This window comes from Pleomorphomonas carboxyditropha, from assembly GCF_002770725.1.
Classification (GTDB): Bacteria; Pseudomonadota; Alphaproteobacteria; order Rhizobiales; family Pleomorphomonadaceae; genus Pleomorphomonas; species Pleomorphomonas carboxyditropha.
In genome coordinates this window covers 26,186-39,473 of record NZ_NQVN01000010.1, presented here as the reverse complement: position 1 = coordinate 39,473, position 13,288 = coordinate 26,186, and the positions used below count along the sequence as shown (strand labels likewise).

Genomic DNA, 13,288 nt, shown 5'->3' with positions numbered 1-13,288 from the left:
CCCCTCCGCCATCAAGGATGCGCCCATGACCGACACTGCCGACAAGCCCGGCTCGGCGCCGGAAAAACCGCTGTCGCCGGCCGCCCGCCGCGCCCTGGCCGAGGCGGAGGAGCGCCGCCGCGCCGCCACCGTGAGCCGGCCGAAGGAGATCGGCGGCCGCGGCGGCCTCGAGCCCGCCCGCTACGGCGACTGGGAAGTGAAAGGCATCGCCGCCGACTTCTGAAGCATCGGACCGAAAAGTGCGCTCCGGTTTTTCGGAACATCCGATGCGTCGACAAAGAAGCGAGATCGTCCGGCAGGACGATCTAAAGCCCATCTATCACGAAGCTCTGATCGTCTTTCACAGTTTGGCCCCATTCCCGCCTTGGCGATGCCAAGGGAAGCCAGCAGGATGTCTTCGTCCCCCGGCAATGACGCTGCGGACGGGTTCCGGCTCAATCCAGCCCCCCAGCCCCCCGGAATTCGTTTTCGCAAGCGTCGCGCCTTTCAGGCGCGGCCGGGGGCGCTCCTCCACCGGCGACCGCCACCGAACAACCCAATCGCCGATTGCGTGGCTCGTCCCAAGCTGTTAGGCCGGACCCGCCGCATTCGACGATCAGGTGTTCCATGTCCGCTCCCGCCGCTATTCGTGCCCCCGGTCTCGCGTTCCTGGCCGGTCTTTTTGCCATCACCGCTGCCTGGGGTTTCGAGATCATCGGCGGCTATCTGCCCTGCAAGCTCTGCCTGCAGGAGCGAATGTTCTATTATTTCGGCCTGCCGGTTCTGCTGGTTGGCCTTCTCCTGTCGCACCGCATGCCCCGCCTTGCCCGCCTGCTCTATTTCATCGGCGGCGGCATCTTCCTGGCCGGCACGATACTCGCCGGCTATCATACCGGCGCCGAATGGAAGCTGTGGGAAGGCCCGTCCGACTGCGGTGGCGCGCCGACCGTCGTCAACAACGCCGCCGACCTGATGGCGGCGGTGAAGGGCACCCGTCTCGTCTCCTGCTCGGAAGCGCCGATCAGCCTGTTCGGCCTGTCCTTTGCCGGCTGGGACACGCTGTCGATGCTGTTCGTCGGCGTCATGAGCTGGCGCGGCATCTTTGCCCGTCGCGACGCGCTGATCTGAGGGGGCGCTTTTCGCCGCCCGCCGTCAGCGCCCGCGTCCTTGCGCCGCAACGATATGCTATGACCGGGAAATGCTCTAGGATCGCACCGGTCGATCCCGGCGCTCGCCGGATCGATTGCCGAATTTGGGGGAAGAAATGAAGGCTGTGCGCATCGTCGTCTGGCTGCTCGTGGTGGTGCTGTTCGGCGCCACCGGCTGGCTGGTGTTCGGCGGCCGGCTTCCCTTCATGGAAAGCGCCAGTGTCGCGGCGAGCGATATCGGCGGCCCCTTCAGCCTGGTCGACATGAACGGCCGTGCCGTTACCGACAAGACTTTCGCCGGGCGGCCGCACGTCATCTTCTTCGGCTACACCCACTGCCCCGATGTCTGCCCCACCACGCTCGGCGAATACGCGGCCCTCAAGGAACAGCTCGGGCCGGACGCCGGCAAGGTCGACCTGTTGTTCGTCACCGTCGATCCGGAGCGCGACACGCCTGAAGTGCTGAAGGACTATCTGTCGTCGTTCGGCGACAGCGTGCTCGGCCTCTCCGGCAGCCGGCAACAGGTCGACGCCGCCGTCAAGACCTTCCGCGTCTACGCCCGCAAGGTGCCGGGCAGCGACGGCGACTACGGCATGGACCATACGGCGTCGAGCTTCATGTTCGGCGCCGACGGCCGCTTCCAGGGCACCATCGCCTACATGGAAGACCAGGACAAGGCGCTCCAGAAACTGAAGACGCTGATCGCCGGGAGCTGAGCCGATGACCGACCGCCGCGATCACCGGAAGGCCAGAGGCGCAAGGCTGTCCGACCACCTGGCCTCGCTCGCCCTGCCGTTTGCCGTCATCGCCTTTGGCGTGGCGCTATCGGCCGGGTCGGACAACGTTCGCGCCTTCGTCGATCTCTGCCGTTCCGCCCTGCCCTGACATGGCCGAAGCCTCGCGTCTCGACCTCAAGGGACTCAACTGCCCGCTGCCGGTGCTGCGGACCGGCAAGGCGCTGCGCGCGCTCGCGCCCGGCGATCTGCTCATCGTCGAGGTCACCGATCCGCTGGCGGCAATCGACATCCCCCACTATTGCCGCGAACAGGGACACCGGCTGGTCGGCGAGGAAAAGGACGGCGCCGTCCTGCGTTTCACCATCGCCAGGGGATGACCGACGCCGCCACCAAAACCTGTCCCCGGCGTCGCTTCGACGCGCCCCGGTCGCCATCCATTGCAAGGCCGAAAGCAGAACGGGGCGACCCGCCCCTTGACAGCGGCTTCCGGCCGGTCCAACACATAGTTATGTTATAACATAACGCAGAGGGTCTGATGAACCGTCTCCTTGTTGCCTCCCTTCTTGCCATCCTGGCGGCCGGACCCGCCTTGGCCGCCGACCGTCTGCCGGTGATCGCCTCCTTCTCCATCCTCGGCGACATGGTGGCCCGCGTCGGCGGCGATCGCATCGCCGTCACCACGCTGGTCGGCCCCGACGGCGATGCCCACGTCTACGAGCCGACGCCCGACGACGTCAAAGCCGTCGCCGGCGCCAAGCTCCTCGTCGTCAACGGCCTCGGCTTCGAAGGCTGGATGGACCGCCTCGCCGAGGCCTCGGGCTACAAGGGCCCGGTGACGGTGGCGTCAAACGGTGTCGCGCCGCGCGAGATGGCCGAGGAGGAAGACGGCCACGACCATGCCGAAGCGGATGGCGATCACGATCACCACGGCGTCGACCCGCACGCCTGGCAGGACGTTGCCAACGCCGTCATCTACGTGAAGAACATCGCCGCCGGCCTCGACGCCGCCGATCCCGAGGGCAAGGCGACCTACGACGCCAATGCCAGCGCCTACGTTGCCGAGCTCGAAGCGCTCGACGCCGAGGCGCGCACCGCCATGGCGGCGCTGCCGGCCGACCGGCGCAAGATCATCACCAGCCACGACGCCTTCGGCTATTTCGGCGCCGCCTATGGCCTCGAACTCCTCGCCCCCGAGGGCGTCAGCACCGAATCCGAGGCTTCGGCCGCCGATGTCGCCCGCATCATCCGTCAGATCCGCGAAGACGCCATTCCCGCCATCTTCGTCGAGAACATCAAGGATCGCCGGCTGATCGACCAGATCGCCGCCGAGACCGATGCCGTGGTCGGCGGCGAACTCTACACCGACGCGCTGTCGGCCAAGAACGGCCCGGCGCCGACCTATGTCGACATGATCCGCCACAACATCGGCACGCTCACCGAGGCGCTTGCGCCCAAGCCGTGAAGCCGCCGGTCGTGCGGATTGCAAGCCGACAAGGAAATCCATGCTAACGACAGGGAATCTCGGCTCAAAAAGTCAATTTCCCGAAAAAGCCCCTGGAACGGCGGGCTAAGGGCGAATTATACCGGCAAAACGATGAGACCGGAGCGGTGCGGGGAATCCTGTGCCGCTCCGTCGTCCTCGTCCAAACCAACGAGCCGGGGCCTGTCCATGCCGTCCACCCTCACCCTTTCCGCCGGTCCGCTTTCGCTTGCCCTCGGCCTGCCCGACCGCGGCATGCCGGAAATCCTCGCTTTCGGCCGCGGCGCGGCGGCGCCGGGCTTCTGGCCGGACGTGCCGCGTTCGAGCCGCGTCAACGGCATGGACATCGACGTCCCCTCGGCGGTGCTGCTGCCGGTGACCGGCCTCGGGGCGTTCGGCTGGCCGGCCATCGCCGGCCATCGCGACGGCCGCGACTTCCTCCTCGACTTCTCGGGCTGGACCGCCCGCCGCGACGGCGCGACCACGGTGCTGACGGCAAGCGACGCCATTGCCGGCATCGACATCGAGATTGCCGTCCGGACGAGCGACACCGGCGTGTTCGGCCTTTCCACCCGCCTCACCTCGGTCAAGGACGGCGTCTATACGCTCGACCGCTGCATGGCCGGCAGCTTCCTGCTGCCGGCGGGTGCCGCCACAGCCACCCGCTTCACCGGCATGTGGGGACGGGAATTCCAGATCCGCCGCCATCCTCTCGCTCCCGGCCTCGCCTTGCAGGAAAGCCGGCGCGGCCGCACCAGCCATGACCGCCAGCCCTATCTCGGTATCGACGCCGGCAATGCCCGCTTCGCCTTCCACCTCGGCTGGAGCGGCAACCACCTCGTCGCCGTCGACACGCTCGACGACGGCCGCCGCCTCGTCCATCTCGGCGCGCTGTTCGAGCCGGGCGAGATCCGCCTTGCCAGGAACCAAAGCTACCAGAGCCCGATCGCCTATGCCGCCGAGGACGCCGCGGCGCTGCACGCCTTCGTGCGCTCGGAAATCCTGTCCTGGCCGGGTGGTGCCATGAGCCCGCGCCCGGTGACGCTCAACACCTGGGAAGGCAACTATTTCGACCACCGCCTCGATTCCCTCAAGGCGCAGGCCGACGCCGCCGCCGCCCTGGGCATCGAGCGCTTCGTCCTCGACGACGGCTGGTTCGGCCGCCGCGACGACGACACCACGTCGCTCGGCGACTGGACGGTCGATCGCCGCAAGTATCCGGACGGCCTGAAGCCGCTCGTCGACCACGTCACCTCGCTCGGCATGCAGTTCGGCCTCTGGTTCGAGCCGGAAATGGTCAACGAGGAGTCCGATCTCTACCGCGCCCATCCCGACTGGGCGCTGAAGGTGGAAGGCCGGCCCCTCCTGCGCTCGCGCCATCAACTGGTGCTCGACCTGACGCGGCCGGACGTCGCCGATTACCTGTTCGACAGGATGTCGGCCGTGCTGGGGTCGCTCGCCGTCTCCTACGTCAAGTGGGACATGAACCGCGACCTCACGCATGTCGGCGGCGCCGACGGGCGGGCGGCGACCACCGCCCAGACCCGCGCCGTCCATGCGCTGATGGCCCGCATCCGCGCCGCCTTCCCGCATGTCGAGATCGAAAGCTGCGCCTCGGGCGGCGGCCGCACCGACTACGGCGCGCTCGCGAGTACCCAGCGCGTCTGGACATCGGACGGCACCGACGCCCTCGAGCGGCTGGAGATCCAGCGCGGCGCCAGCCTGTTCCTGCCGCCGGAGACAATGGGCGCCCATGTTTCGGCCAACCCCAGCCACCAGACCGGCCGGACGCTGTCGCTGACCTTCCGGGCGCTGGTGGCGCTCGCCTATCACCTCGGCGTCGAGCTGAATCCGCTCGACATGACCGCCGCCGAACGGACGGAACTCGCCGGCTTCATCGCGCTCCACAAGCGCCTGAGGCCGCTCCTGCACGCGCCGGGCGCCAATTTCAACCTCGACCCGCGCGACGGCCGCTACGTCTGGGGCGCCAAGACGGCCGACCATGCCGCCGTCTTCGTGGCGCAGGGACCGGCCATGATTGGCGAGCAGCCGGAGCCGCTCACCCTCGGCCTGCCGGGCGCGCCGGAAAGGCTGTGGCGGATCGCCGCCGCGCATGGCGACTGCCCCTCCGGCTTCATCCGCATGAGCGACGGCCAGAGGAGGCTCCTCTCCGGCGAACTGACCTTCAGCGCGGCGGCGCTTGCCGGCGCCGGCCTGCCGTTGCCGATGCAGCGGCCGGAAACCGCCCTGCTCCTCGAACTGGAGTCGGTACGGTAATCAACCATGCCAAGCGAAAGGCTGGGCTCGGTGATTTCCTGAAGTTGTCCCGACGGCGGGCGGTGCTAAAAAGATAGAGACGGCTGGAGACGCACCGCCGCCCCGGGAGGAAAAGAAATGCTCAGGCAATTGAAATCCGCCGCGCACGGCCGCTGGGTGGAGCGCGCGCCTCATCGCCTCTGGCTGCTCGGCCGCGCCGACGCGCTCTTTTCCTTCTTCGAGGCCGGCTGCCGCAACCCGCTGGGCGGCTATTTCGAGCTCGACGAGGCCGGGCGGCCGATGGCGCCGGGCGCCGACGGCGGCCTGCCACCCTCGCGCAATCTCCACATCACCACCCGCCTGGTGCACGCCTTCGGCATCGCCTCGCTGATGGGCCGGCCCGGCGCCGCGACGGTGGTCGACCAGGGCATGGATTTCCTGTGGAACGGCCACCGCGACGCGGCGAACGGCGGCTATCACTGGGGCGTCGGCTACGGCACGTTGACCGATCCCACCAAGCAGGCCTATGGCCATGCCCACGTTCTTCTCGCCGGCGCCACCGCCAAGGCGGCCGGCCATCCCGATGCCGACAGGCTGATCGCCGACGTCACCGATATCCTGGTTTCCCGCTTCTGGGAGCCGGTGCCGGGCGCCGTCGCCGAGGAGTTCACCGCCGACTGGCAGCCGATCGGCGACTATCGCGGCCAGAACTCCAACATGCACCTCACCGAGTCGCTGATGGCGGCCTTCGAGGTGACCGACGACACGGAATATCTGCGCAAGGCCGAGAGCATCGCCGAGCTGATCGTCGACCGTTTCGCCTCGCGCAACGGCTGGCGGCTGCCCGAGCATTTCGACGGCAAGTGGAACCTGACGCTCGACTATGTCGGCAACCCGATGTTCAAGCCCTACGGCTCGACGCCCGGCCACTGGCTGGAATGGGCGCGTCTCCTGCTCCAGCTCTGGGAGCTCGGCGGGCGCAAGCTCGGCTGGCTGCCGGACGCGGCGCAGAACCTGTTCCGCCTCGCCGTCGGCGAGGGCTGGGACAGCGAGCGCGGCGGCTTCTACTACACCGTTGGCTGGGACGGCAAACCGTCGGTGCCCGACCGCTTCTGGTGGCCCTGCTGCGAGGGTATCGGCGCCGCCCACTTCCTGGCGTCGATCACCGGCGACCCCTTCTACGAGGACTGGTATCGCCGCATCTGGGACTTCACCACGGATCACCTGATCGACCGGGCGACCGGCGCCTTCATCCCGCAGCTCGACGCGCAAAACCGGCCGGCCACCAACCCCTTCTACGGCCGGCCCGACATCTACCACTCGGTGCAGGCCTGCCTGATCCCGCTGCTGCCGACTTCCGGCAGCCTGGTGCAAGGCCTGATGACCGAGGGCATCCGGATCTGAAGACCGGACATCAAGGATGCATGCAACGCCGTCGGCCGTGGCCGGCGGCGTCGCCGTCTCATCCCCTCGCCTTGCCGATCGACGATGTGGCCACCGCGAGCACGATGATCGAGCCGATCAGCACCTCGCGCACGTAGCTGTCGATGCTCATCTGGGTGAGGCCGTTGCCGAGCACGCCGAGGATCAGCACGCCGACCAGCGTCGCCGCCACGTGCGGCTCGCCCTCCTCGCTCATGGTCATGCCGAGGAAGACGGCGGCGATGGCGTCGAGCATCAGGCCCGAGCCCTGCGTCGGGTTGGCCGAGGCCACCCGGCTCGCATACATCAGCCCGGCCGTCGCCGCGCCGAGCCCGCTGAGGCCGAAGGCGAGGAAGCGCAGCCGCCTGACGCGGATGCCGGCGAGGCGCGCCGCCTCCTTGTTGCCGCCGATGGCGTAGAGCCGCCGGCCGAACGTGGTCTGCTCCAGCACGAACCAGACGACCATAAGCACCAGCGCGGCGACGATGGTCAGGCTCGGCAGGCTTATCGTCTCCGCGAGCGGAATGCCGGAGCGGGCAAAGCCCGAGAAGGTGGTGGGAATGTCGCGGCCGAAAATGGTCTTGCCGCCGGAGACCAGGAAGGCGAGGCCGCTGTAGACGGTCAGCGTGCCGAGCGTCGCCACGAACGGCAGGATGCCGACATAGGCGACGAGCGCGCCGTTGAGGAGGCCGCCGGCGAGACCGACGATAAGCGCCAGCGCCACGCCGACCCACACGCCATGGCCGTCGCGGAAGGCAAGCGCCGCCACGATGCCGGCAAGCGAGGCCATCGAGCCGACGGAGAGGTCGAAGTCGCCCATCACCATGACGATGGTCATCGTGAAGGCGACCACCGCCAGCATCGACACCTGCTGGCTGATGTTCAGCCAGTTCTTCGCCGTCATGAAGGTGTCGGGGATCTCGATCCAGAAGAAAACGACGACGAGGACGAAGCCGATCAGCGTGCCGTAGGTCTTGAACGCGGAAGCCACGGAGAGTTCCTTCAGGCGGAGGGCGCGGCCGGCGCGCCGAAGCAGAGGGCGGCGAGCCCGGCCTGGTCGAGGCCCTCGGTGGAAACGGTGGTCGCCACCTTGCCGTCCCGGAAGACGATGACGCGGTCGGCCATGTAGACGAGCTCCGGCAGGTCGGAAGAGGCGAGCACCACGGCCTTTCCCTCGGCCGTCAGCTCGCGGAGCAAGGCGTGGATATCGTAGCGGGCGCCGACGTCGACGCCGCGCGTCGGCTCGTCGAGCAGCAGCACCTCGGGCTTGCCGGCGATCGCCCGGGCGAACACCACCTTCTGCTGGTTGCCGCCGGAGAGCTCGCGCACCTTCTGGCGCGGTCCCTTGGCCTTGAGCTTCACCTGCCGGCCGAGTTCCACCGCCTGTTCGGCCTCCGCCGCCCGGTCGAGGACGAGGCCGAAGCGGACGAGATCGTCGAGGTGCGGCAGCGACACGTTGCCGGCGATCGACGCCGAGGGCACCAGCGCTTCCTGGCGCCGCTCGCGCGGCAGGAAGGCGAGGCCCTTCTGCCAGGCCGACACCGGCTCTTCGATCCGGACCGGCCGGCCGGCGAGGCTGACGGCGCCGTCGTGACCGCCGTCGGCGCCGACGATCGCCCGGATGACTTCGCTCTGGCCGGCGCCCTCGAGACCGGCAAGGCCGAGGATCTCGCCCTTGCGCACCTCGAAGGACACGTCCTGTAGATAAGCTGTGGAAAGATGCTCGACGCCGAGCGCCACCTCGTCCGACACCGGCGCCAGGCGCGGCGGATAGCCCTCGGCAAACCGGCGGCCGATCATCAGCTCGATCACCTCCAGCTTCTGGAGGCCGGCGATGTCGCGCGTCGCCACCGTGGAGCCGTCGCGCAGCACGGTGAGCCGATCGGCGAGCTCCATCACCTCGTCGAGCCGGTGCGACACGTAGACGATGCCGGCGCCCGCCGCGCGCAGCCGGCGGATCACCGCGAACAGGCGCTGCGATTCCTCGGCCGACAGCGCCGCCGTCGGCTCGTCCATCACATAGAGGCGGGCCGGGGCGCCGCCCTCCAGACTGGCATCCTGAAAGGCGGCGGCGATCTTCACCAGCATCTGGTCGCCGACCGAAAGACGCGCCATCTTGCGCGCCGGCTGGATGTGGCTGACGCCGAGGCCGGCCAGCACGGCGGCGGCACGGCGATTGAGACCGTCCCAGTCGATCCAGACGCCCCAGCGGCGCGGATAGTCGCGGCCGAGGAAGATATTCTCGGCGACCGACAGATGCGGCACCACCGACAGCTCCTGGTGGATGAAGCGCAGACCGAGGCGGAGCGCCTCGGCCGGCGACGCGATGGCGACCGGCGCGCCGTCGATCTCGATCGTTCCGGCGTCCGGCTTCACCACGCCGGCCAGCACCTTGATCAAGGTCGACTTGCCGGCGCCGTTCTCGCCCATCAGGGCATGCACTTCGCCGGCCCGCACCTCGAGCGAGGCGCCGCCGAGCGCCCGGGCGCCGGCGAAGCTCTTGTCGAGGTCGCGGATCGAAAGCAGCGTCATGGGAGAAATCCATTGGGAAGGGCGGCACCTGCCACCCATCCGGTGTTGCGAAATACCCGTCAGTCCCCGACGTTGTCGGCGGTGATCAGCTTGGTCGGCACGTAGACGACCGACGACTTCGGCGGCTTGCCGGAGAGCGTCTGGGCCACCGCCTCGGCGGCGGCCTTGCCGATGCCGTGGAAATCCTGCGCCATCGACGCCTCGAAATTGCCGCCGGCGGCGATCGCCTCGCGCGCCTGCGGATTGGCGTCGATGCCGGTGACGACGATGCCCTCGTCCTGACGGCCCGCCGCCTCGATCGCCTGCAGCGCGCCGAGCGCCGGCTGGTCCCAGGCCGCCCAGACGGCCGAGATCGAGCCCTTGTCCGGGTTGGCGGCGAGGATCGCCTCCATCTTGGCGCGGCTGTCGGCGATGCCGCCGTCCGAAACGTCGGGCGTCACCCGGTCGAGCACCTTGATGTCGGGATTGTTGCCGAACACCGCGTCGGCGATCACGCCGCGCACCTGCACCGGCGGGAAGGCGTCGAACACGAACATGACGACGTTGCCCTTGCCGCCGATCCGGTTGGCGACATAGGCGGCGGTGTCGGCGGCCATGGCATAGCCGTTGGACGTCACGTTGGTGACGAGATAGGGGCTGGCGCCGGCATCCATGCCGACCACCGGGATGCCGGCGTCCTTGACGGCGGCAAGCCCCGCCTCGACCTGCGCCGGATCGACGTTGATCACCACCGCGTCGACCTTCTGCGTCGCCGCGTCCTCGAGGCGGGAGATGACGGCCGCGACGTCGCCCTTGGTGTCGATGACGTTGACGTCCCACGCCTTGTCCTTGGCGGCCTCCTGGAAGGCCTCGACGTAGAACTGGGTGCCCGGCTGGGCCAGATAGGGCGTGATCACCGCGATCTTGCCGGCCGCCGCGGCGGCGCCGGCCGCCAGCACGGCGGAAAGGAACAGCGCGGCGGTCGGAAGCCGCGTGCGGAGCGAAGCTGTCATGTGTGCGTTCCCCGTTTTTCTTTCGGGCCGGTCGTCGGAGGCGCGCGTCCTCCGTCGACCCCCCGGCTGAAAAACAGTTAGCAGCCGGAGGGATGGCGTTCAACACGAAGCCGCGAATCACCGTCGATTGAGGGGCCTCCGGGATGGACAGACAGGAACCGGCGTGATGATCTCGGCGCCGCATGTTCTGCCTCCGGATTCTCCCATGAAGACGCCCCTCCTCGTCGGCATCGACGTCGGCACCACCTCGGTCAAGGCCAGCCTGTTCGACGAAAGCGGCACGGCACTCCGCACATACGCCGAACCCTATCCGACGGCGCGGCCGGCTCCGGGGCTTGCCGAGCAGCACCCGGACGACTGGACGGGCCGCGTCACCGCGGCGCTCGCCCGTCTCTCCGACGGCTTGCCGGACGGCGCCGTCGCGGCCGTCGGGCTGACCAGCCAGGTCAACACCCACGTCTTCCTGCGCGGGGACGGCGCGCCGCTGATGCCGGCGATCACCTGGCAGGACGGCCGCGCCGGCGCGGAAGCCGCCGAGCTCGACGCGCAGGTCTCCGCCGAGGAGCGCATCGGCTGGTGGGGCGCGCCGCTGCCGATCGATGCCAGCCATCCGCTGGCCCGCGCCCTCTGGGTCAAGCGCCACCGCCCCGACGTCTGGGCGAAGACGCGCTGGCTGATGGCGCCCAAGGACTACTGCATCCTGCGTCTGACCGGCGAGGCCACCGCCGACCCGATGACCGCCTTCGGCCTGATCGACCAGTCGCTCGCCTACGTGCCCCGCCTCGTCGACCTGGTGCCGGGCGTCGCCGATCGGCTGCCGCCGCTTCGAGGCTTCACCCGGCCGGCCGGCCGCATCCGGTCGGGGCTGCCGCTCGCCGGCGCGCCGATGGTCGCCGGCGCCATGGACGCCTGGGCCGGACTCATCGGCACCGGCGTCCTGGCCGACGGCGACTGCATGTATCTCTCCGGCACCTCCGAGATCGTCGGCCTGGTGTCGAGCACGCGCCATCCCGCCGCCGGCGTCGTCGCCTTTCCGACCTGCGAGGGCATCACGCTGCACGCCGGCCCGACGCAGGCGGGCGGCGCCTCGCTCGCCTGGCTGTCGAACCTCACCGGCAGAGCGCCGTCCGAGCTGTCGGCCCTCGCCGCCGCCGGCGATCCCCATCGTCCGGCGCCGTTGTTCCTGCCGCATCTTCAGGGCGAGCGGGCGCCGATCTGGGACATCGGCGCCCGCGGCGCCTTCATCGGCCTCGACGGCTCCATGGGACCGGCCGACCTGACGCGCGCCGTCTTCGAGGGCGTGGCGGCGTCGGTGCGCTGGCTCCTGGAGGCGCTGGAATCCTCGGCCGGCCGGCCGGCGACGGGCTTCTCGATGGCCGGTGGCGGCGCCGCCGCCGATCCCTGGTGCCAGATCCGCGCCGACATGCTGGGCCGGCCGATCCGCCGGCTCAAGACGCTCGATGCCGGCGTGCTGGGAGCGGCCATCCTCGCTGGTGTCGGCGCCGGCTGCTTTGCGTCGATCGGCGAGGCAGCGGCCCGCCTGGTCGCCACCGACCGCCTGTTCGAGCCCGATCCGTCGCGGCGCGAGCGGATGGATTTTCTCTATGGCGAATACCGCGCGCTCTACGCGGCGCTGAAGCCGTTCAACGCGGCACGGGCGACCTTTTCCGCCTGGTGATCAATGAAAATCCCCCGGCGGGTAGCCCTGCCGGGGAAGTTTTGTTTCAGACCTTCCAGCCCCAGGCGTCCGCCAGCCTCAGCGTCTCCTGCCAGCCGACCACCGCGCCGGAAGTGGTGACCGAACGGAGCGAGCAGGCCGCCGTCGCATGGGCCAGCGCCAGCGACTTTTCGAGCGGCCAGCCCTCGTGGAGGCCGTAGATCATGCCGGCGGCGAAGGCGTCGCCGGCGCCGTTGGCGCCGACCACCAGATCGGGCGGAACGGCGCACGAGGTCTTCCTGGCAACCGTGCCGTCGCGGGCGACCGCGATGGCGAGCTTCGGCCAGTGCACCACCACCAGCTCCATGGCGCCGTCTTCCAGCACCTTCCGCGCCGCCGCCTCGCAAAGGCCGGCGTCGGTGACGCCATGGCAGACCGTCGGCAGGCCGGCCAGCGCGCCGATCTCGGCGTCGTTGACCACGACATAGTCGAGGTGACCGAGGCAGGGCATCACCGTGTCGGCGAGCACGCGCGCCTCGAGGCTGGCCAGCTCGATATTGGTCTTGAGACCGAGGGCGCGCGCCTTCTTCAGCACCGTCACCCAGCCGTTGTCGCCATCCGCCCAGACGCCGTCGAGCTGCTTGTGGAACCCCGGCAGCCCCAGGTGCAGGATGCGCCCGGTCGTCGCTGCGAGATCGAAGTGGTCGGGGGTGAGCGACGCCGCCACCCCCTTGGCGAACAGGTGGGTGCGGCGATGCGTCGTCGCCGAGGCATAGGCGTCGGTGAACTGCGTCGGCAGCGAACCGTCGACGTGCATCTGCCGGTGATCGATGCCCGCCTCCTCGGCGATGCTCCTCAGGAAACGTCCGCCCTCGTCGTCGCCGACGATGGCGATGGTCTCGACCGGCATCGCCGGATCGAGATGCCGGATGTCGACCGCGAGGTTGCAGCCGGAGCCGCCGCCGGCCAGCTCCTGGGAAAGGATTTCGGCGATGCCGTCCTCCTCCGGCCAGAAGCTGATCAGGCGATTGTTGTCGACGCACCAGGTTCCCCCGGTGACGATGCCGCGTCTTGCCGCCGGCATG

13 protein-coding genes are annotated in these 13,288 nt (G+C 69.3%); 9 read left to right on the top strand and 4 right to left on the bottom strand.

The features are described from left to right. Positions 1-25: 25 nt before the first annotated feature. The 8 genes from CJ014_RS15300 (at position 26) to CJ014_RS15270 (ending at position 7,004) form a co-directional block, all read left to right on the top strand. Positions 26-223 carry a DUF1674 domain-containing protein gene (locus CJ014_RS15300; RefSeq protein WP_100081472.1) on the top strand — a complete coding sequence of 66 codons (198 nt, stop codon included), beginning with the start codon at positions 26-28 and terminating at the stop codon, positions 221-223. A 383-nt stretch (positions 224-606) separates the two neighbouring features. After that, positions 607-1,107 carry a disulfide bond formation protein B gene (locus tag CJ014_RS15295; protein WP_100081355.1) on the top strand — a complete coding sequence of 167 codons (501 nt, stop codon included), beginning with the start codon at positions 607-609 and terminating at the stop codon, positions 1,105-1,107. Positions 1,108-1,243: 136 nt separating this feature from the next. Next, on the top strand, positions 1,244-1,843 hold the full coding sequence (locus CJ014_RS15290; RefSeq protein WP_100081354.1) for an SCO family protein: 600 nt from the start codon (positions 1,244-1,246) through the stop codon (positions 1,841-1,843). A 4-nt stretch (positions 1,844-1,847) separates the two neighbouring features. Then, positions 1,848-2,012 (top strand): hypothetical protein, encoded by a 165-nt coding sequence (locus tag CJ014_RS27870; protein WP_165790850.1) that lies wholly within the window; start codon positions 1,848-1,850, stop codon positions 2,010-2,012. Between the two features lies 1 nt (position 2,013). Next, positions 2,014-2,241, top strand: a complete 228-nt coding sequence (locus CJ014_RS15285) for a sulfurtransferase TusA family protein (protein ID WP_100081353.1) — start codon at positions 2,014-2,016, stop codon at positions 2,239-2,241. Between the two features lie 158 nt (positions 2,242-2,399). Continuing rightward, positions 2,400-3,326, top strand: a complete 927-nt coding sequence (locus tag CJ014_RS15280; protein WP_100081352.1) for a metal ABC transporter substrate-binding protein — start codon at positions 2,400-2,402, stop codon at positions 3,324-3,326. Between the two features lie 207 nt (positions 3,327-3,533). Continuing rightward, entirely contained in the window at positions 3,534-5,621 is a 2,088-nt protein-coding gene (locus tag CJ014_RS15275) for an alpha-galactosidase (protein WP_100081351.1), read from the top strand. Positions 5,622-5,738: 117 nt separating this feature from the next. Beyond that, positions 5,739-7,004, top strand: coding sequence for an AGE family epimerase/isomerase (locus tag CJ014_RS15270; RefSeq protein ID WP_100081350.1), 1,266 nt, complete (start codon positions 5,739-5,741; stop codon positions 7,002-7,004). A gap of 58 nt (positions 7,005-7,062) precedes the next feature. Here CJ014_RS15270 and CJ014_RS15265 read toward each other — a convergent pair whose 3' ends face one another. From CJ014_RS15265 to CJ014_RS15255, 3 genes are read right to left on the bottom strand one after another with little or no spacing between them, the layout of a single operon-like run. Beyond that, positions 7,063-8,013, bottom strand: coding sequence for an ABC transporter permease (locus CJ014_RS15265; protein WP_100081349.1), 951 nt, complete (start codon positions 8,011-8,013; stop codon positions 7,063-7,065). A gap of 11 nt (positions 8,014-8,024) precedes the next feature. After that, positions 8,025-9,554: a sugar ABC transporter ATP-binding protein gene (locus CJ014_RS15260; RefSeq protein ID WP_100081348.1), complete on the bottom strand. Its 1,530-nt coding sequence runs from the start codon at positions 9,552-9,554 to the stop codon at positions 8,025-8,027. A gap of 59 nt (positions 9,555-9,613) precedes the next feature. After that, a complete protein-coding gene (locus CJ014_RS15255; RefSeq protein WP_100081347.1) occupies positions 9,614-10,546 on the bottom strand; it encodes a substrate-binding domain-containing protein in 933 nt (310 codons plus the stop codon). Between the two features lie 205 nt (positions 10,547-10,751). Between CJ014_RS15255 and CJ014_RS15250 the strand changes: the two genes are divergently transcribed. After that, positions 10,752-12,224: a xylulokinase gene (locus CJ014_RS15250; protein ID WP_100081346.1), complete on the top strand. Its 1,473-nt coding sequence runs from the start codon at positions 10,752-10,754 to the stop codon at positions 12,222-12,224. A 46-nt stretch (positions 12,225-12,270) separates the two neighbouring features. Here the strand turns inward: CJ014_RS15250 and CJ014_RS15245 are convergent, their stop codons facing one another. Then, positions 12,271-13,287 (bottom strand): carbohydrate kinase family protein, encoded by a 1,017-nt coding sequence (locus tag CJ014_RS15245; protein WP_207765762.1) that lies wholly within the window; start codon positions 13,285-13,287, stop codon positions 12,271-12,273. Position 13,288: the final 1 nt, after the last annotated feature.

Coding starts and splice junctions, on each gene's coding strand:
- CJ014_RS15285 (WP_100081353.1), top strand. CDS start 2,014: ATGGCCGAAGCCTCGCGTCTCGACCTCAAGGGACTCAACTGCCCGCTG.
- CJ014_RS15295 (WP_100081355.1), top strand. CDS start 607: ATGTCCGCTCCCGCCGCTATTCGTGCCCCCGGTCTCGCGTTCCTGGCC.
- CJ014_RS27870 (WP_165790850.1), top strand. CDS start 1,848: ATGACCGACCGCCGCGATCACCGGAAGGCCAGAGGCGCAAGGCTGTCC.
- CJ014_RS15280 (WP_100081352.1), top strand. CDS start 2,400: ATGAACCGTCTCCTTGTTGCCTCCCTTCTTGCCATCCTGGCGGCCGGA.
- CJ014_RS15260 (WP_100081348.1), bottom strand. CDS start 9,554: ATGACGCTGCTTTCGATCCGCGACCTCGACAAGAGCTTCGCCGGCGCC.
- CJ014_RS15255 (WP_100081347.1), bottom strand. CDS start 10,546: ATGACAGCTTCGCTCCGCACGCGGCTTCCGACCGCCGCGCTGTTCCTT.
- CJ014_RS15270 (WP_100081350.1), top strand. CDS start 5,739: ATGCTCAGGCAATTGAAATCCGCCGCGCACGGCCGCTGGGTGGAGCGC.
- CJ014_RS15245 (WP_207765762.1), bottom strand. CDS start 13,287: ATGCCGGCGGCAAGACGCGGCATCGTCACCGGGGGAACCTGGTGCGTC.
- CJ014_RS15275 (WP_100081351.1), top strand. CDS start 3,534: ATGCCGTCCACCCTCACCCTTTCCGCCGGTCCGCTTTCGCTTGCCCTC.
- CJ014_RS15290 (WP_100081354.1), top strand. CDS start 1,244: ATGAAGGCTGTGCGCATCGTCGTCTGGCTGCTCGTGGTGGTGCTGTTC.
- CJ014_RS15300 (WP_100081472.1), top strand. CDS start 26: ATGACCGACACTGCCGACAAGCCCGGCTCGGCGCCGGAAAAACCGCTG.
- CJ014_RS15250 (WP_100081346.1), top strand. CDS start 10,752: ATGAAGACGCCCCTCCTCGTCGGCATCGACGTCGGCACCACCTCGGTC.